This window comes from Streptomyces sp. NPDC050448 (assembly GCF_040655295.1).
GTDB lineage: Bacteria > Actinomycetota > Actinomycetes > Streptomycetales > Streptomycetaceae > Streptomyces.
The window spans coordinates 61,884-80,178 of record NZ_JBFAJR010000032.1 but is presented as its reverse complement, the minus strand read 5'-3'; the positions used below and the strand labels follow the sequence as shown (position 1 = coordinate 80,178).

The 18,295-nt window shown below is 73.0% G+C and carries 13 protein-coding genes; 1 reads left to right on the top strand and 12 read right to left on the bottom strand.

What is annotated here, in order from left to right:
• Positions 1-6 precede the first annotated feature (6 nt).
• From AB0I68_RS29595 to AB0I68_RS29560, 8 genes are all read right to left on the bottom strand, one after another.
• The gene (locus AB0I68_RS29595; RefSeq protein ID WP_363180427.1) at positions 7-1,434 is read right to left on the bottom strand and encodes a hypothetical protein; all 1,428 of its coding nucleotides are present in this window, start codon (positions 1,432-1,434) and stop codon (positions 7-9) included.
• Positions 1,434-1,979 (bottom strand): hypothetical protein, encoded by a 546-nt coding sequence (locus AB0I68_RS29590; RefSeq protein ID WP_363180426.1) that lies wholly within the window; start codon positions 1,977-1,979, stop codon positions 1,434-1,436. Before AB0I68_RS29590 ends, AB0I68_RS29595 begins: the two co-directional genes overlap by 1 nt.
• Positions 1,980-2,147: 168 nt before the next feature.
• Positions 2,148-4,496: a xanthine dehydrogenase family protein molybdopterin-binding subunit gene (locus AB0I68_RS29585; protein WP_363180425.1), complete on the bottom strand. Its 2,349-nt coding sequence runs from the start codon at positions 4,494-4,496 to the stop codon at positions 2,148-2,150.
• Positions 4,493-6,715: a (2Fe-2S)-binding protein gene (locus tag AB0I68_RS29580; RefSeq protein WP_363180424.1), complete on the bottom strand. Its 2,223-nt coding sequence runs from the start codon at positions 6,713-6,715 to the stop codon at positions 4,493-4,495. Before AB0I68_RS29580 ends, AB0I68_RS29585 begins: the two co-directional genes overlap by 4 nt.
• Positions 6,712-7,596, bottom strand: a complete 885-nt coding sequence (locus AB0I68_RS29575) for an FAD binding domain-containing protein (RefSeq protein ID WP_363180423.1) — start codon at positions 7,594-7,596, stop codon at positions 6,712-6,714. The genes AB0I68_RS29580 and AB0I68_RS29575 overlap by 4 nt, the downstream gene beginning before the upstream one ends.
• Positions 7,597-8,104: 508 nt before the next feature.
• Positions 8,105-9,757: a beta-N-acetylhexosaminidase gene (locus AB0I68_RS29570; RefSeq protein WP_363180422.1), complete on the bottom strand. Its 1,653-nt coding sequence runs from the start codon at positions 9,755-9,757 to the stop codon at positions 8,105-8,107.
• 246 nt (positions 9,758-10,003) lie between these two features.
• Positions 10,004-10,288, bottom strand: coding sequence for a DUF3039 domain-containing protein (locus AB0I68_RS29565; RefSeq protein WP_030010729.1), 285 nt, complete (start codon positions 10,286-10,288; stop codon positions 10,004-10,006).
• Positions 10,289-10,317: 29 nt separating this feature from the next.
• The gene (locus tag AB0I68_RS29560) at positions 10,318-10,878 is read right to left on the bottom strand and encodes a YqgE/AlgH family protein (RefSeq protein WP_363180421.1); all 561 of its coding nucleotides are present in this window, start codon (positions 10,876-10,878) and stop codon (positions 10,318-10,320) included.
• Positions 10,879-11,166: 288 nt separating this feature from the next.
• Here AB0I68_RS29560 and murA point away from each other — a divergent pair, with 288 nt between their 5' ends.
• Entirely contained in the window at positions 11,167-12,513 is a 1,347-nt protein-coding gene (gene murA, locus AB0I68_RS29555; RefSeq protein WP_363180420.1) for a UDP-N-acetylglucosamine 1-carboxyvinyltransferase, read from the top strand.
• A 183-nt stretch (positions 12,514-12,696) separates the two neighbouring features.
• On the opposite strand, the gene AB0I68_RS29550 is transcribed toward murA, so the two are convergent.
• The 4 genes from AB0I68_RS29550 to AB0I68_RS29535 all read right to left on the bottom strand — a co-directional run bounded on the left by AB0I68_RS29550 (position 12,697) and on the right by AB0I68_RS29535 (position 18,216).
• Positions 12,697-12,978: an HU family DNA-binding protein gene (locus tag AB0I68_RS29550; RefSeq protein WP_030161324.1), complete on the bottom strand. Its 282-nt coding sequence runs from the start codon at positions 12,976-12,978 to the stop codon at positions 12,697-12,699.
• A gap of 359 nt (positions 12,979-13,337) precedes the next feature.
• On the bottom strand, positions 13,338-14,741 hold the full coding sequence (locus AB0I68_RS29545; protein ID WP_363180419.1) for an NAD-dependent malic enzyme: 1,404 nt from the start codon (positions 14,739-14,741) through the stop codon (positions 13,338-13,340).
• A gap of 493 nt (positions 14,742-15,234) precedes the next feature.
• The gene (locus tag AB0I68_RS29540; RefSeq protein ID WP_363180418.1) at positions 15,235-17,553 is read right to left on the bottom strand and encodes a UvrD-helicase domain-containing protein; all 2,319 of its coding nucleotides are present in this window, start codon (positions 17,551-17,553) and stop codon (positions 15,235-15,237) included.
• Between the two features lie 93 nt (positions 17,554-17,646).
• Positions 17,647-18,216, bottom strand: a complete 570-nt coding sequence (locus tag AB0I68_RS29535) for a CGNR zinc finger domain-containing protein (protein WP_363180444.1) — start codon at positions 18,214-18,216, stop codon at positions 17,647-17,649.
• Between the last annotated feature and the right edge of the window lie 79 nt (positions 18,217-18,295).

Sequence of the window (18,295 nt, the reverse complement as noted above, 5' to 3'; positions counted from 1 at the left end):
TTCTGCTCAGTCGATCACCGGCGGAGCAACACGACGGTTGCCCTGCCAGGTCTCTTCGTCCTCGACCAGGTAGTCGGGGCGTTCGCCGCCCTGGTCCTCACTTCGCCTGCCCGGAGCATGTGTACCCGCCCCCGCGTGGCCCATGGCACCGCCGCTGTTGCGTACGAGACCCGAGCCGCCCTGGGTGAACGGCTGACCGCCGGTACCCAGGCGTCCGCCTGCCACAGCCTGGCGGCCGCCCACAATGCCGCCCGGCTCCGAAGCCAGCCGACGTGCCGCAGAGGAACCGCTCACGCCGCCGGCGTGGGCACCGCCACCACCGTGGGGGCCGCCCGTCATGCCGCGGCCGGCCTGCATGCCTTCGGCGCCGATGACCGTACCGCGCGGGATACCCGCGTTGGGGCCGCTGGTCGGCACAGCGCGGCCGCCCATGATGCCGGATTCCCGCGGGAGCAGCCCGGAGGTCGGGTTGACCTTCCCGAGGCTGTTACCGCCGGGACCGAGGTTCGGCAGCTGACCGAGGCCGGGGCCGATGCCGGGAACCGTCTTGCCGGTGATCAGCGGGAGCGCCACGGGCGGGAAGGGAGCGACTGGGCCGGGTCCAGGGCCCACGGGGAGGTTGGGGACCGGCGTGCCCGTCGTCGGAGGCAGGGTCGTAGTGGGCGGCGGCAGGGTCGCAACGTGGTCGAGGTCCACGTCCACGCCACGGTCCGGAACCCCGGGCAGGGGCGTGGGCCCTGTAGTCAGGGGCGGAGTGTCGTCCGCCTTCGGCTGATGGCTCGGCACCCATCCCGGTTCGTTCTCAGAGTGGCTGCCACCAGGGGCAGACGGCGCGTATGCTGCGACACTTCCCGATCCCGCACTGCCCCCCGGGCGAGCCATGTCCTCGCCGCCATACCGGCTCTCTGGCACGAACGCTGCCGGCGGCGGCGGGAACGTCGGAATCTCCGCCTTGTTCATCTCACCGGACGACTGCTCGTACTTCTGCGCCAGATTGTTCATCCGCGTGACGGCATCGTTGTGATCAGCCGTCAGCTTGCCCTGCTCCTGCTGGGCGATCTGCTGCGCATCCGGGTCGTTGTGGGCCTTGCGGGCCGCTGCGAGGTTTTCGGCTGCGCTCGTGTTGTAGACGGGCATCTTCGACGCCTCGGTCATCATCTGAACGGTGTCACCCATCCACTTGGACCCCGTCGCGCTGTACTCGCTCAGCCGGAGCGTCGCGTTGCCCGCCCGGCCCACCCATTCCTGGAAGGCAGTGGCGGCTTGGCCTTCCCAGCCGGTGACCCGGTGGTTCTTGAGCTTCTCGCCGATCTTCGCGATGTCCTCGGACGCCTTCTGCAGCCGGTCGGCCCGTTCCTTGACCGCCGCCGGGTCCAGCGAGGCGATCATCTCGCGCAGGCGCTGGTGCGAGTAGCCGTCAAAATTCGTTGCCATCAGTTGGTACCCCCCGTCGCGTTGCCACCGGTGCTGGGAGTCTCGGAGCCAGTGTGCTTCGAGGCCGCCAGCTTGCGCTGCTCTTCCAGATAGGGGTCTCGCGCCGGAACGTACTGTGCCTCTGCCTGCTTGGCGATGGCCACCATGCGTCGCTGCGTATCCTCGTCCACACCGCCGTAGCCCTTGCCCGCCGTCAGGATCGCGATGCCCAGGGCCTCGATCTGCTCCGCCAGGCCCTTCGAGAGCTTCTGCAGCTCCGTGATGACCGTGCCGTACGACTTGAAGAGGGCGTCCGCCTCCGGGAAGCCGGTGCCGAGCTTGCCCGCCGGGAGGGTGTCGTCCGCCAGCTTCTTGTGGTCCGCGTGCGAGCCGGTGAGGTCGTCCAGCAGGTCCTTCACCATGGTCTGGTATTCCGTCAGCGTGTCGTATTCGACCTTCAGCGCTGCCGCTGCCGCCTGCGACGCGGCCTGCGCCGCGATCGCAGCCGCCATGCCCGTATTGATGCCGCCCAGCCCGAACAGGTCCGGCGCCTTCTCCTCTGCCACGATGGCCTCCCCGACTCCCCGAAATCCCCGTGGGCGCAGCGTTTCCGCCGCTCCCCTTCCCCGTTCGCGCCCGTTCGCACGTGCGCGTACTACGTCTTACCGATCACTCTAGCGACCGGTTCCGACAGTCCCAAGCTCGGGGTTGCACGTGCAATGCGGGTCACACGGTCATGAGTTGGGTGTCGCGACCGCCGCCGAGGGGCGGATCGGGAGCCTGTTCACCGGGCGGCCCGTGGCCGAACGTACCGCCGAGGCCACCGCCGCCGGGGTCGTCACCACAGGGATCGCGCTGGCCGCCTTCGCCCCGAACGGGGCCACCACGTCCCGCTCTTCGACCAGTTTGACGATGCGGACCACCGGGGCGTCCAGCGACGTCGGCAGGGCATAGCCCGTCAGGTCGGGGTGGCGGACCAGGCCCGACACCGAGCGGAGGTTCTCCGTCAGGGCCGCGCCCACGCCCTGCGTGACGCCCGCTTCGATACGGGCCTCCAGCTGGCGGGGGTTGAGGATCCGGCCGACGTCCTGGGCCACCGCCAGCTCCACCACCCGTACCGAGCCGAGCTCGATGTCCACGTCCACCACCGCGCGGATCGCGCAGAAGGCCAGGCCCACGAACGCGTCGCCCTGGCCGTCCCCGTCCAGCGGTTCCGTCGGGTGGGGGCGGCACTGGGCCGTCGCCCAGAGTTCCTTGCCCGCAATGGCTTCCGCGACCGTAGTCGAGAACGCGCCGTCGTACGACGTGATCCGGCCGTCTTGGATTTGAAGGAGTTCCGTCGACATGCCCAGCTTGTGGGCCATCGGCTGGAGGAGCTGGGTGCGGACCATCTTCGCCGCCCGTTCGACGGCGCCCCCGGACACCCATGTGTGGCGGCCGTGCGCGGACGGGCCCGCCGGCGGCTGGTCGGTGTCGACCGGGGCCGTCACCACCTCGTCCACGCCCAGGGTCTCCTGGACGATCTGGCGGGCGAGGGTGGAGAAGCCCTGGCCGGTGTCCACTGCCGCGCAGATGACCGTCGCCGACCCGCCCACGACCTTGACCGTCGCCGTCGAGACCTCGTCCGTTCCCTCCGCGCCGAGCATGTGGACCATGCCCACGCCGTACCCGACCCCGCGCCGCACCGCGCCCGGCTCGCCCGCGCCCTCCGGGCCGCCCGGCAGCAGCCACTCCTCCTCCGGGGTGTCCTTCGGGAGGGAGGGGAGGGGGCAGTCGCGTACCGCGCGCAGGAGTTCGGCCACGGGGGCCGGACAGGTGACCGTCTGGCCCGTGGGCAGGAGGTCGCCCGTCGCCAGGACATTGCGCAGGCGCAGTTCCGCGCCGTCGATGCCGAGTGCCGCGGCCAGTTTGTCCATCTGGCCCTCGTACGCCGCACAGACCTGCATCGCGCCTTCGCCCCGTACGTGGCCCGACGGCGGGTTGTTCGTACGGACCGCCCAGCCCTCGACGAAGGCGTGCGGGACGACGTACGGGCCGCACGAGAACGCCACCGCCGCGGCCAGCGATTCGGAGGACGAGTCCGCGTACGCGCCCGCGTCCATCAGGATCTGGGCCTCGACCTTGACCAGGCGGCCGTCCGCGTCCGCGTGGTGGCGGTAGCGCAGCAGCGTCGGGTGGCGGTGGGTGTGGCCGAGGAAGGACTCCTCGCGGGTGGCGGCCAGCTTGACCGGGTGGCCGGTGCGCAGGGCCAGCAGGCCCAGGGGGAGCTGGAAGGCCGCGTCCTCGCGGTCGGCCGTGGCGCCCGGGACTCCGGTGACGACGACGCGGACGCGGTCCGGTTCGAGGCCGAAGCACGCCGCCGCCAGGTCGCGGTCCAGATGCGGGTCGGTGGAGGCGGTGTAGATCTCCACGCCGCCGTCGGGCCGCGGCACGGCCAGCCCGGCCTCGGCGCCGATGGGCGCGGGGTCCTGGCGGCCGATCCGGTACAGGCCCTCGACGACGACCTCGCCGGTGGCCTCCGGGTCGCCGTAGCGGAGCGGGATGTGCCGGATCAGGTTGCCGTCGGGGTGCAGGGCGGGGGCCCCGAAGGACTGCTCGGGGTCCGTGACCGCGTCGAGGAGCTCGTACTCGACGGCGATCGCGGCGGCCGCGAGGCGGGCGGTGTCCGGGTGGTCGGCGGCGACGGCGGCGATGGGCTCGCCGTGGTGGCGTACGACGTCGTGCGCGAAGACCGGCCGGTCCGCGATCCTGCGGCCGTGCGTGGTCGCGCCGGGGACGTCGGCGTGGGTGACGACGGCGCGCACGCCGGGCATCGCGGCGGCCGCGGAGGTGTCGACGGAGAGGATGCGGGCGTGTGCGTGCGGGGAGCGGAGCACGGCGGCCCAGAGCAGGCCCTCGGCCCACAGGTCGGCGGCGTACGGGAAGGTGCCCTCGCTCTTGGCGCGCGTGTCGGCGGACGGTACGGAGGCCCCGATTCCGCGCGGAACCTCCTGCTCACCCGCCTCGGGCGGGGCGGCGGCCGCAGCGCCCGTGGAGACCGTTACCGTCGTCGTCGTCGCCGTGGCCGCGTCGTGCCCGCTCACGCCATGCCTCCGTTGTGGTGGATCCCGCCCTCGCCGGGCGGCGCCTGGTGCGGGATGCGCGCCTCCGAGGCGTTCCCGGGCCCGGGCCCGGAAACGAGACCGGGACCTGTACCCGGACCGAGACCTGTACCCGGACCGGTCCCGGGTTCCGGCGCAGGCGCGTCGGCCACGGCCGCCGTCGCCTCACGCTCGGCGACGACCTCGCGGACGGCCTCGATGACGCCCTTGTAGCCGGAGCAACGGCAGAGGTTCCCGCACAGGGCCTGCCGGGTCTCCAGCTCGCTGGGGGCGTGGTTGCCCTCCAGCAGGTCATGGATGGTCATGGCCATGCCGGGCACGCAGAACCCGCACTGCACCGCGCCCGACCTGCACAACGCCTGCTGCACGTCCGAGAGTTCCCCGCCGCTGGCGAGCCCCTCCACCGTGCGGACCTCGCTGCTCGCCGCCGTCGCGGCCGGGACCAGGCAGGAGGCGACGAGCCGGCCGTCGACCTGCACCGCGCACGCGCCGCATTCGCCCTGCGAGCAGCCGTCCTTGGCGCCGGCGAGGCCGAGGCGCTCGCGCAGCACGTAGAGCAGGGACTCGCCGATCCACGCACCGGTGACGGGCCGGTCGGCGCCGTTGACGCGCAGGACGTAGGAAGCCAGCGGGTGCTCGTGATGGGCGACGGCCTCGGCAGTCGGTTCGTCTTCGTACGCCGGCCCCTCGAGCGGGAAACCTTCGGCCGTCCCCGCATCCGGCGTTGCCACAGCACTGTCGGCGGTGTCCGCACCCGGCACGGCCGCAGCCCCGGCTTCGCCCGAGCCTGCAACCGCATCGGGATCCGCACCCGCGCCGGGACCGTGCCCGGAACCGGCACCGTGCCCGGAGCCGGCACCGTGACCAGGACCGTGACCCGAAACGGGCCCGGCGGCTTCGGCGAAGCCGTGCCCCTCAGCGTCGGCGGGCTCCGCCGTGAACCCGTGCTCACCGGCCGGCCCGGGCTCCGCCCCGGCCGCGCCGTGGCCGGATGCCGTGAAACCGTGCCCGTTCGTGTCCCCGGGCTCCGCGAAGCCGCCGGTGCCGCTGGTGCCGCCGATGTCGCCGGCGCCGGGACCACCCGCGAGGGCGTACTCCGCGGCCGCGACGGCGCTCGTCTCACGCACCGGCTCCGCGACGACGGCCGCGTCCGCAGCCACCGCCGGCGGCTCCGAGGCCTCCGCCCCCGGATGCGGCCGGTCCGCCGTGACCGCCGTCGCCGCCGGGCCGTGGGCGGCCTCGATGTCATGTGGAGCCGGATGCACCGGCTCCCCCTCCGGGAGCGTGCCCACGCCGGGTCCGCCCAGCACCCTCGGGCCGCGCCCGGGGCCGCCGACCCCGGGTCCGCCGAGCCGCCGCAGGCCCGCGCCCGAGGTGCCCGCGTCACCCGCGTCCGGCCGCGCCTCGGGCAGCACGCCCGAGCTCATCACGGCATCCGGACGCGCGGCCTCGAAGTCGGGGTGGGTCGCCCAGGGGGCCGCGGCGCCGCCCGGCAGCGTCGCCGGGGCCTGGCTCCAGTCGGCCGCCGGCGCGCTCGGCCGGAACTCGCCGGTCTCCTCGCGGAGTTCCGGGAGGGTCCATTGGCCGGTGGTCACGGGCTCGGAGTCCTGCACCGCCTCCGGGAACCGCCACTCGGCGGTCGCACCGGGATCGTGCGCGGCCTCGGCCGACGCCGACGCCGGAGCCGACGCCTGGGCCTGCCCCTGAGCCTGGCCCGAGACCTGGACCGGAGCCTGCCCCTGCCCGTGCCCGTGCCCGTGCCCCGGATCCGCGAACGCCGCCGCCACCGACGCCGGAATCGGGATCGAGGCCGGGATCGGCCCGCCGACCGGCGCGGGCGCAGCCGCGCCGCCGGCAGCGGCATCCCCCGTGCCGGCCTGAGGCGTCGTTCCCGCCTCCGGCCACTGCACCGGAATCGTCCACGTCCCCGTCGCCGCCGGATCCGCGCTGCCGGAGCCCAGCGGCACGATCATCGGCGGCGGCGCGTAGCCGTGCCCGGGCGCCGCGAGCGGCTCACCGGTGCCGAGCGCGTCCAGCATGTCCTGCGGCAGCTTCACGAAGGCCGTCGCGTCGGAGTCGTACTCGCCGCCCTGCGGCACCGGCTCCCAGCCCCAGCCGGCGCCGGTCCGGCCCGCAGGCCCGGCGTGTCCCGCGGGACCCGCTTCCCCCGTCGTTCCGCTCACGTTCTCGTTCTCACTCATGAGGTCAGCGCCCTCCCCAGGGCCCTCCGTGCCAGTACGGCCACCGTCCGCCGCAGATGCAGTACACCGGGAGCCACCGGTTCCCCCTGATCGGGCACGCAGGCGGCCGCGACGTACTCGCCGAAGGCCTCCAGCGCCTCGGGGGCCAGGGTCCGCTCCCCGTCCCAGTCGATCAGCGAGGCCACCCACTGCTCGGCCTCCAGCGGCCGCAGCGGCATGGGGGCGACCGCGCCGATCGCACAGCGCACTCCCCGGCGCGCGGGGTCCAGTACGAGCCCCACGGACGCCACGGCACGCCCGGGCCCCGTACGCCCCGTGGCCTTCAGGAAGACCTGCGGCGCGTGCAGCAGCGGCACCCGTACGAAGCCGATCAGTTCGCCGGGGCGCAGCATCTCGCGGCCGGCCAGCAGGTGTGAGACCGGGATCTCCCGCCGCGACCCGCCGGGGCCGTGGATGACGAGGATCGCCTCCAGCGCGGCCAGTACGGGCAGCGCGTCGCCCGTCGGCGCGGCGGTGGCGATGTTGCCGCCGAGGGTGCCGGCGTTGCGGATCTGCGGGGGCCCGGCGGCCCGTGCGGCCGCGGCCAGCGCGGGGATCAGAGCGGCGAAATCCGGCCGTCCCATCCGCGCGTGGGTGAGCCCGGCGCCGAGCAGTGCATGCCCGTCCTGGTACTGCCAGCCGCGGATCTCGTTGATCCGGCCCAGGCCCACCAGCGCGGCGGGCCGCAGCAGCCCGGCGTTGACGGCCGCCATGAGGTCGGTGCCGCCGGCGACGGGCACGGCGGCGGGCATGGCGGCGAGTGCCGCCACGGCCTCGTCGAGCGAGGCCGGCAGCGTCACGGACTGCGCCGCCTGCGGTGTATGCGGTGCGTGCGTGGTCAACCCAGCTGCCCCTTCCCGATGTCCCGGTCACGGCGCTCACGCCTGTCCGCCGTACGGTACGTGCTCACCGCCGGGACGTGGCAACTCTGGCACATCTTCCCCACCGCCCGGCGCGAGGGTCCGGCGGGCGCCCCCTGGAGCTCCCGGCCGTCCGGTTTCCCCCGTATTCGCCGAATCATCCGAATCAGAAGAATTCGCTGAATACGCCGAAATCGAGCAAGAGTTCCCGACAACCCCCAAGGACGAAGGACGTCCCGGAAGCCTCAAGAGTTCCGCAGAAGTCCGAAGGATTCCGAACAGTGCCGAAGCGTCCCGATGCCCGCCGCGACCACCGGGCCCCGCGGCCACCGCGCCCGCCACGAGCACCGAACGGCGCGGCCGGGCCCGCAAGGCCGCACGAAGGCCGTACGAAGGCGGGGCAAAGCCGCGCAAAGCCGCGCAAGGGCGTGCGAGGGCACGGGTAAGGCGCGGAAGGGGCGCAGGAAGGGGCCGGCCGCCGCCACCCGCATCACACGTTCGGGGGCTCCCCTTCGATCGGGCGTCCGAGCACCCCGGGCCGCCGCTGCCACGGCAACGGCCCGCCCGGCGGCCGGTAGTCGACGCCCAGCGCGTCCAGCCGCCGGTAGTGCCCGCCCATCCGGGCCTCGAAGCCCGCGAAGTCCCGCTCCCCGGGCTCCGGCAGCCGCGACCACACCACCTCCGCGAAGGCCGCCAGCCGCGGGAACACCTGGTAGTCGACCCGGCTCCGGTTCTCCATCACCTCGGTCCACACGTTGGCCTGCGCGCCCAGCACATGGGCCGCGGCCTCCGCCGACAGCTTCGGCGGCACGGGCTCGAAGCGGTACACGTCCTCCAGCGAACGCACGTACCCGATCGGCATCGGCTCGTCGGGCCCGTCCGCCTGACGGTGGTCCAGGTACACCTGCTGCTCCGGGCACATCACCACGTCGTGCCCGGCCTCGGCGGCGGCGATCCCGCCCGCGTACCCGCGCCACGAGGAGACCGCGGCCCCCGGCGCGAGCCCGCCCTCCAGGATCTCGTCCCACCCGATCAGCCGCCGCCCGCGCTCCGCGAGCCAGCCGTCGAAGTGGCGGATGAACCAGGACTGCAGCCCGTCCTCCCCGTCCACCCCCAGCTCGCGGATCCGCTCCTGGGCGGCCGCCGACGCGCGCCACTGCCCCTTGGGGCACTCGTCGCCGCCCACGTGCACGAACGGCGAGACGTCGGCGGGGAACAGCTCCAGCAGTTCCTCGAAGACCCCCTCGTAGAAGCGCAGTACGGCCTCGGTCGGCGCGAGCACGTTCTCGTTGACGCCCCAGTCGTCCCACACCGCCAGCGCGGCGGTGTCCACCACATCGGTGTTCCCCAGCTCGGGGTACGCCGCGATCGCGGCCTGCGAATGCCCGGGCACGTCGATCTCCGGAACCACCCGGACGTGCCGCTCGGCGGCGTACGCGACGATCTCGCGGATGTCGTCCTGCGTGTAGAAGCCGCCGTGCGGGGTCTCGTTCCACAGCGGCGAGGCCCGGTGCCCCCAGCGGCTGCGCGGCCGCCACGCGCCGACCTCGGTGAGCCGCGGGTGACGCTTGATCTCGACCCGCCAGCCCTGGTCGTCCGTCAGGTGCAGGTGCAGCACGTTGAGCTTGTGCGCGGCGAGCAGGTCGACGTACCGCAGCACGCCGTCCTTCGGCATGAAGTGCCGGGCCACGTCGAGCATCATCCCGCGCCAGCCGAAGCGGGGACCGTCCTGGACGCCTCCCACGGGCAGCCGCCAGGCGTGGCCCGGCGCCGCGGGCGCGCGCCGGCAGGCCTCGGGCCCGAGCAGCTGACGCAGCGTCTGCGCGGCGTAGAAGAGGCCGGCCGGGTCGGCGCCTTCGAGCAGCACCCCCCGCTGCGCGACGTGCAGCTCGTACGACTGCGCACCGGCGCTCCGGGCGAGCTCGGGGCGGAGCACCAGCCGGATCACCGTGCGCCCGCCGTACACCTCCCCCGCAGCCGGCGGGGGCAGCTCCCAGCCGGTGGCGCCGCCGAGCTCCCGGCGCAGCCAGCGGGCGGTGCCCTCGGCGCCGGGGCCGACGTCGAGCAGCGGATCGTCCAGCGCGCACTCTCCAGCGCCGCGGTCGAATCGCGCGTACCGCGGCTCCGGAATCAACTCGGGCATGGCCTCGACCCCTCCACCGTCCGGGCGTTGCAACATGCGCAACGCACGTTTCACATGACGCCTGGCACCTGCGCTGCGCCGGACACCCCCTACCCCGCCCCCCGCGCACGGCAAAGGCCCCCGGGCGCGCACCAGCGCATCCGGGGGCCTCGGTCCTGCCGGGACCGGGCGGACGGGCGGGCCGGACCGAGCGGGCCCGGACCCGGCGAGCGGGACCGGACAGGGCCCGGACCGAACCCGGCCGGACTACTTGTCCTTGCCGCCCTTGTCCTTGTCCCCGCCGGGGCCCATCGACTCGTAGATCTCCTTGCACATGGGGCAGACCGGGTACTTCTTCGGGTCCCGGCCCGGCACCCAGACCTTGCCGCAGAGCGCGACGACGGGAGTCCCGTCGAGCGCGCTCGCCATGATCTTGTCCTTCTGGACGTAGTGGGCGAAGCGCTCGTGGTCGCCGTCGCCGTGGGACACCTGCGGCGTCGGCTCTACGAGGGTCCCCGTACCAGTCCCGCGCTCGGGCTCAAGAGTGCTCATAAAAGCCAGGGTACCGACCCCCGCGCGGGTCAGTTGAGCAACGGGTCGTCCGGATAGGTGGCGACCATCGCGAGCTCGCTGCGCTGGCGGCGCAGCACCGCCCGCCACAGCCTTTCCGGGTCCGGGAAGGACACGTCCCCGGGTTCCGACTCCACGACGTACCAGGCGCCGTCGCCGAGCTCGACCTCCAGCTGGCCCGGACCCCAGCCCGAGTAGCCGGCGAAGATCCGCAGCGAGCCCAGCGCCGCGGCCAGCAGCTCCGGCGGGGCCTCCAGGTCGACCAGGCCGATCGCCCCGTACACGCGGCGCCATCCCAGTGGCCCCTCCTCGCCCGGGATGACCGCCACCCCGAGAGCCGAGTCCAGGCCGACCGGGCCTCCCTGGAAGACGACCCCGGGATCGCCGGCCAGCGTCGCCCAGGGCAGCAGGATGTCGCCCACGCCCACGGGCGTGGGCCGGTTGAGGACCACGCCGAGCGAGCCCTGCTCGTCGTGGTCGAGCAGGAGCACCACCGCGCGGTCGAAGTTCGGATCCGCGAGGGCGGGGGTGGCCACGAGCAGCCGCCCTGTGAGGGAGGACACCTCGGTCATGCCGACATGATCCCGCACATTCGCCCTCGAGGGGGAGCGGGCGGAGGGATCGGATCGCACGCAGCTCAGGGCGCACGGCAGCAGGAAGGAGCGCGCTGGGCCGGCACGGGCGGAATGCGACACTCCGCCACGGCGCGGGCACTGAGGGTGTTGTGGCTGATTCATGACAGTCCTACGGCCGCGTTGGCCTTACGAACAAGGGGGTGGTGCCCCTTACCCTTTTCCCTGGCCCCCTGCCCACCCTCCTCTGGCCTCGCCGGGGGAGCCCCTCTCCGGAACGCGAGATTCATGACCGGCACAGACAGAGACGACGTACTACTTGTCCATGGCGGTACCCCGCTCGAGGGCGAGATCCGTGTCCGCGGTGCGAAGAACCTCGTGCCCAAGGCCATGGTCGCCGCTCTGCTCGGCAGCGGACCCAGCCGGCTCCGCAACGTTCCCGACATCCGCGACGTCCGGGTCGTGCGCGGGCTGCTCCAGCTGCACGGCGTGACCGTGCGCCCCGGCGAGGAGCCGGGCGAGCTGGTGCTCGACCCGACGCACGTCGAAAGCGCGAACGTTGCGGACATCGACGCGCACGCGGGCTCGTCGCGCATCCCGATCCTGTTCTGCGGCCCGCTGCTGCACCGCCTCGGCCACGCCTTCATCCCGGGCCTCGGCGGCTGCGACATCGGCGGCCGGCCGATCGACTTCCACTTCGACGTGCTCCGCCAGTTCGGCGCGACCATCGAGAAGCGCGAGGGCGGCCAGTACCTGGAGGCCCCGCAGCGCCTTCGCGGCTGCAAGATCCGCCTGCCCTACCCCTCGGTCGGCTCGACCGAACAGGTACTGCTGACGGCCGTCCTGGCCGAGGGCGTCACCGAGCTCAGCAACGCCGCGGTGGAACCGGAGATCGAGGACCTCATCTGCGTCCTGCAGAAGATGGGCGCCATCATCTCCCTCGACACCGACCGGACCATCCGGATCACCGGTGTGGACCGTCTCGGCGGCTACAACCACAAGGCGATCCCGGACCGTCTGGAGGCCGCGTCCTGGGCTTCCGCGGCGCTGGCGACCGGCGGAGACATCTACGTGCGCGGCGCCCAGCAGCGCTCGATGATGACCTTCCTCAACACGTACCGCCGCGTCGGCGGCGCGTTCGAGATCGACGACGAGGGCATCCGCTTCTGGCACCCGGGCGGCCCGCTCAACGCGATCGCGCTCGAGACGGACGTGCACCCCGGTTTCCAGACCGACTGGCAGCAGCCGCTGGTGGTGGCCCTGACCCAGGCCGCCGGCCTCTCGATCGTCCACGAGACGGTCTACGAGTCCCGGCTGGGATTCACCTCGGCCCTCAACCAGATGGGTGCACACATCCAGCTGTACCGGGAGTGCCTGGGCGGCAGCGCCTGCCGCTTCGGCCAGCGCAACTTCCTGCACTCGGCGGTCGTCTCCGGCCCCACCAAGCTGCAGGGCGCCGACCTGGTCATCCCCGACCTGCGCGGCGGGTTCTCGTACCTGATCGCGGCCCTGGCGGCCGAGGGCACCTCGCGGGTCCACGGCATCGACCTCATCAACCGCGGCTACGAGAACTTCATGGAGAAGCTCGTGGAGCTGGGAGCCAAGGTCGAGCTCCCGGGCGGCGACCTCGTCTGAGGAACCGTGAGGCGGGCGCCCCCGAGGGAGGCGCCCGCCGGCCCCGCCAAGGCCCCGCCAAGGCCCTGCAAGGGCCCCTGGACAGGCCGAAGGGCGGCCACCCACCCGGGTGGCCGCCCTTCGGCGTTCTCTGCGTACTGCTGCCGTCCCGAGAGCCTGCGCGGCCCTCGGCACAAGGGCGGACTACTTGCCCTTGGCGGCTTCCTTGAGCTTGGAGCCCGCGGAGACCTTCACGCTGAAGCCGGCCGGGATCTGGATGGGGTCGCCGGTCTGCGGGTTGCGCGCGGTGCGAGCGGCACGGTGGGTGCGCTCGAAGGTCAGGAAGCCGGGGATGGTGACCTTCTCGTCGCCCTTGGCGACAATCTCGCCGACGGTCTCGGCGAGCGCGGCCAGAACGGCGTCGGCGTCCTTGCGGGTCACCTCGGCGCGCTCGGACAGAGCGGCCACCAGCTCACTGCGGTTCATGTTGTACTCCCGTGTTCAACTTGCCTTAGAGGCGTGAGATCGAAGCCGATGCTGCCAGGGCCCTCGGACAGTCCCCGGACCCGGGTCTGAACGTCAGACCCTCTCGCCCGGTTACGCATCCTGCCCCCACCAGCGGCGGGAAAGCCAATCCGGCACCCGCCAGGGTCACACGAAAAGCGCCACAGTCACGCCGCGGTGACGCTCCGTCCGCACTCGGTGGATGCGGACCGCGGGCATCGCGGGCATCCCCGCAACCCTAGAGGCGGCCCGGCGGGCCCGCATCCCGCGACGCGCCGGGAGCGGGAAGCCGTGAGGGCCGTCACAGCGGCCTTCCGACCCCGCGTCAGCCGGACCCCGCGTCAGGTCGCCGAGGCGGCCTTGCGGACGGCTCCGGCGACCGCGCCGGCCACCTTGTCGTTGAAGACGGACGGGATGATGTAGTTGGCGTTGAGCTCGTCCTCGCCGACGACGTCCGCGAGCGCGCTCGCGGCGGCCAGCATCATGTCCGTGTTCACCGTGCGGGACTGAGCGTCCAGCAGGCCGCGGAAGACACCCGGGAACACCAGCACGTTGTTGATCTGGTTCGGGAAGTCGGAACGGCCGGTGGCCACGACGGCGGCGGTCTGGCGGGCGACGGCCGGGTCCACCTCGGGGTCCGGGTTCGCGAGCGCGAACACGATCGCCCCTTCCGCCATGGCGGCCACGTCCTCGCCGGACAGGACGTTGGGGGCCGAGACGCCCACGAACACGTCCGCGCCGACCACGGCCTCCTTCAGAGTGCCCGTGTAGCCCTCGGGGTTGGTGTTGTCGGCGATCCAGCGCAGCGGGGAGTCGTGGTCCGCGTCGACCAGGTCGGGGCGGTCCGCGTGCACGACGCCGTGGATGTCGGCGCTGACGACGTTCTTGACGCCGGCCGCGAGGAGCAGCTTGAGGATGGCCGTGCCGGCCGCGCCGGCGCCCGACATGACGACCTTGACATCGCCAACTGCCTTGCCCACCACGCGAAGTGCGTTGGTGAGGGCGGCGAGGACGACGATGGCGGTGCCGTGCTGGTCGTCGTGGAAGACGGGGATGTCGAGGGCCTCGCGCAGGCGGGCCTCGATCTCGAAGCAGCGCGGCGCGGAGATGTCCTCGAGGTTGATGCCGGCGAAGCCCGGGGCGATCGCCTTGACGATGGCGACGATCTCGTCGCTGTCCTGGGTGTCCAGGCAGATCGGCCAGGCGTCGATACCGGCGAAACGCTTGAAGAGGGCCGCCTTGCCCTCCATGACGGGCAGTGCGGCCATGGGGCCGATGTTGCCGAGGCCCAGGACGGCGGAGCCGTCCGTCACGACTGCGACGGAGTTGCGCTTGATGGTGAGGCGGCGCGCGTCCTCGGGGTTCTCGGCAATGGCCATGCACACGCGGGCGACGCCCGGGGTGTAGATCATCGAGAGGTCGTCGCGGTTGCGGATGGGGTGCTTGGACGCCATCTCGATCTTGCCGCCGAGGTGCATCAGGAAGGTTCGGTCGGAGACCTTGCCGAGGCTGACGCCCTCGATCTCGCGGAGCTTGCCGACGATCTCGTCGGCGTGCGCGGTGGAGGTCGCGGCGATGGTGACGTCAATACGGAGCTTCTCGTGACCGGAGGCGGTCACGTCGAGGCCGGTGACCGACCCACCGGAAGACTCCACGGCGGTGGTGAGCTGGGAGACCGCGGTTCCGCTCGCGGGCACTTCCAGGCGGACCGTCATCGAGTACGAGACGCTGGGCGCCGTTGCCATGGCCGTGTTCCTCTTCTGTCCCTGGTTCTTCTGTACACACAGGGTCCCGCGCGGCACCACCCATTGCTGGCAGGTGTGGCAGGACCTGTTGTCCGATCGTCCCACCTACCAGCCAGTACAAGGTAACCAGCTACAAATTCCGGAAGAACATTTCCACCATACGAGATAGATGGAGTGCGGGGAAGCGTAGCCCCTACGAAAAAGGTCCGCGCCCCTCGATACCCGAGGGGCGCGGACCTGTATGAACGTCTATGACACCGACCCGCCATGCTCGCCTCGCGGCAAGTGGTCGCTCTAAGCGACGAAGGTTGGGCCCGGGGGCTTGGATCGAGCCGGTGCCGTACCCAGGCTAACAAAGGATCGCCGGAAGCGATCCCCCTCCAGGGGCTTGGCCTCGCCTCACCACGCCGTTGGCTGCGATCCATCCGGTCGTACGAGGCCCTGAGCGGGCCGGGACCCCGGTGGTGAACCGCCCCCGCGGGCCGGACACCCCCTAGGGCTTCAGCAGCGCGGGCACGCCGGCCGCATCGGGCTCGTCGCGGCCGGCCGACACCACCGTCAGCTGCTGCGTGGCGCGGGTCAGGGCCACGTACAGGACCCGCAGGCCCGCCGGGGACTCGTCCGCGATCTCCGCCGGGGAGACGACCACCGTGGCGTCGTACTCCAGGCCCTTGGCCTCGAGGCTGCCGAGCGCCACCGCCCGCTCCCCCAGGTCCGCCAGCCAGCCCGCGGCCTCCGCACGCCGGTCCATGGCCACGACGACGCCGACCGTGCCGTCCACCTGCTCGAGCAGCCGCCGGGTCTCCTCCCGGACCGCCGGGCCCAGATCGCCCCCGGCGGCCGTGAAGCGGGGCTCCAGGCCCGTGGAGCGGACCGCCGTCGGCGGCTCCATGCCCGGCATCGCCAGCCGCAGCACCCGGGCCGCGACCTCCGCGACCTCCGCCGGGTTGCGGTAGTTCACCGTGAGGGTGAACCGCCGGCGCGGCCGGGACCCCAGGGCCTCGTCACGCGCCGCGGCCGCCTCCTGCGGGTCCGTCCACGAGGACTGCGCCGGGTCGCCGACCACCGTCCAGGTGCCGTGCCGGCCGCGGCGGCCCACCATCCGCCACTGCATCGGCGTCAGGTCCTGGGCCTCGTCCACGATCACGTGCGCGTACTCGGTGCGCTCCGCCGCGATCCGCTCCGCCCGCTCCCACTGGGTCTCCTCGCGGGTCGGCATCAGCTCCTCCAGCCCGCTGAGCTGGTCCAGCGGGTCGAGCTGCCGCTTGCGCTTGGGCCGTGCCGGCGCCCCGAGCAGCAGCTGCAGCTCGTCCAGCAGCGCCACGTCGTGCACCGACAGCGGACCCTTGCCGTCCGTGCCCACCCGGCGCAGCGAGCGCGCCAGCTGGCGGGTCTCGCGCGGGTTCAGGACCCGCCGCGACCAGCGCCCGAGTCTGCGCTCGTCGGCCATCGCGGCCAGTACCCCGCGCGGGGTCAGCTCGGGCCACCAGGCGTTCAGGAAGTCGATGAACGCGTCCTCGGTGGAGATGTCCTCGTCGAACGCGGAGCGCAGCTCGGCGGCCAGCTCGGGATCGCTGTGCCGGCCGGCCCCGCCGGACCTCGCGTACAGCGCGTCGAGGAGCAGCTTGCGGGCGCGCGGGCGCAGCAGGTTCACCGGCGCGGTGCCGCTGAGGACGTTCTGCCGGATCCGGTTTAGCTCGTCGGCCTCCAGCTCCTGGCGCCGCCCGAAGGCCACGACCCGCAGCCGCTCCGGGGCGCAGCCACTGGCACCGCCGAGCTCCAGTGCGCCCCGTACGGCCTTGTGGAGCACCTTGCGCATCCGGGAGGAGCCCTTGATCCGGGCCACGGCCGGTTCGTCGTACGTCGTCGCCTCCGCGCCGTCGACCAGCGAGCCGAGCGCCCGGATGGCGACCTGGCCCTCCTCGCCGAGGGAGGGCAGCACGCCCTCGGTGTACGCGACGAGCAGCGGGGTCGGCGAGACGATCAGGATGCCGCCGGAGTAGCGGCGCCGGTCCTGGTAGAGCAGGTAGGCGGCGCGGTGCAGGGCGACGGCGGTCTTGCCGGTGCCGGGCCCGCCCGCGACCTCGGCGACCGAGGCGGCGGGGGCCCGGATCACCATGTCCTGCTCGGCCTGGATGGAGGAGACGATGTCCCGCATCGAGTGGGTACGGGCCCGCCCGAGCGCGGCCATCAGGGCGCCGTCGCCGATGGCGGGCAGCTCCCGGCCGTCGAGGAAGGCGGTGATCTCGGGGCGCATCAGGTCGTCCTCGACGCCGAGCACCTTGCGGCCCTTGGAGCGGATGACGCGGCGCCGCACGACCCGGCCGGGGTCCTTGGGCGTGGACCGGTAGAACGGCGCGGCGGCCGGCGCGCGCCAGTCGATGACCAGCGGCGCGTAGTCGGCGTCGAGCACGCCGATGCGCCCGATGTGGAGCGTCTCGGCGATGTCGGCGGTGAGGTTCTCGCGGATCGCGTCGTCGGCCGGCGCGACGGAGGTGTACGCGCCGTCCGGGCCGCGCTCCCCGTCCTTGCCGAGGACCAGGTCGATCCGGCCGAAGAGGAAGTCCTCGAACTCGTTGTTCAGCCGGTTCAGGTGGATGCCCGCCCGGAAGACCTGCGCGTCGCGCTCGGCGAGCGCGCCGGGCGTGCCGACCTGACCGCGCTTGGCCGCGTCGTTCATCAGGAACTCGGCCTCGTCGATCTTCTCCTCGAGGCGGCGGTACACCTGGTCCAGATGCGTCTGCTCGACCGCGATCTCCCGATCGCGGACGGAATCCGCCGTGCTGTCGACAGCGGCATTCTGCGCGGCCACCAAGGCCCCCTTCTGACGTGCATGGGCGACCGTCAACCGTACGCGAATCCACACCCTGTCCGCACGCCCGTTCCGGTGACCGGGCGAACATCACTACCCGGGGCGGGCCGCGAGGACCCTGCGGCGGTGCCGGGCGACCCGCTCGCGGTTGCCGCAGAGCTCGCTGGAGCACCAGCGCCGCCGGTGGCCGCGCGAAGTGTCCAGGTAGACGCGGGTGCAGCCGTCCCCCTCGCAGGACCGCAGCAGGGCCCGCTCGCCGGGGTCGGTGAGCAGTACCACCGCGTCCCGGGCTACGGCGGCGAGCAGCGCACCGCACTCCACCCCGCCGCACAACTCGCGTACGAGGTGACCCTCTTGGTCCTGTACGGCACACAGTCCCGGGGGTGGACCGGCGGCCAGCGCGTTGACCCGGGCCAGCGCGCCCTCGTCGGGACCGGCCCCGGCGAGCTCGGCCCGTACGAGGCTCCCCACATCGGAGCGCAGCGCCCGGAAGGCGTCCACCCAGTCGGGGCCCACCCGGGCGATCGGCGTCCGGTCGGGCACGAGCCCGGCTCCGGCGAGCCACAGCCGCAGCTCGTCGCCGTCTTGGATCTCCTCGGCGCCCGCGGGGGCGGCGAAGGTGGCCACCAGGTCCAGGCAGACCCGCCCGGAGTCGAACCACATGCCCGTCACCGCCTCTTGCCTAGGGGCGTGCCTCTCAGAGTGCCGCGCGCCGGGGCGATGCGGAACCCCCCGTACGGGG

Coding starts and splice junctions, on each gene's coding strand:
- AB0I68_RS29535 (WP_363180444.1), bottom strand. CDS start 18,216: ATGTGGTTCGACTCCGGGCGGGTCTGCCTGGACCTGGTGGCCACCTTC.
- AB0I68_RS29545 (WP_363180419.1), bottom strand. CDS start 14,741: ATGGCAACGGCGCCCAGCGTCTCGTACTCGATGACGGTCCGCCTGGAA.
- AB0I68_RS29565 (WP_030010729.1), bottom strand. CDS start 10,288: ATGAGCACTCTTGAGCCCGAGCGCGGGACTGGTACGGGGACCCTCGTA.
- murA (WP_363180420.1), top strand. CDS start 11,167: ATGACCGGCACAGACAGAGACGACGTACTACTTGTCCATGGCGGTACC.
- AB0I68_RS29580 (WP_363180424.1), bottom strand. CDS start 6,715: ATGAGTGAGAACGAGAACGTGAGCGGAACGACGGGGGAAGCGGGTCCC.
- AB0I68_RS29550 (WP_030161324.1), bottom strand. CDS start 12,978: ATGAACCGCAGTGAGCTGGTGGCCGCTCTGTCCGAGCGCGCCGAGGTG.
- AB0I68_RS29570 (WP_363180422.1), bottom strand. CDS start 9,757: ATGCCCGAGTTGATTCCGGAGCCGCGGTACGCGCGATTCGACCGCGGC.
- AB0I68_RS29595 (WP_363180427.1), bottom strand. CDS start 1,434: ATGGCAACGAATTTTGACGGCTACTCGCACCAGCGCCTGCGCGAGATG.
- AB0I68_RS29560 (WP_363180421.1), bottom strand. CDS start 10,878: ATGACCGAGGTGTCCTCCCTCACAGGGCGGCTGCTCGTGGCCACCCCC.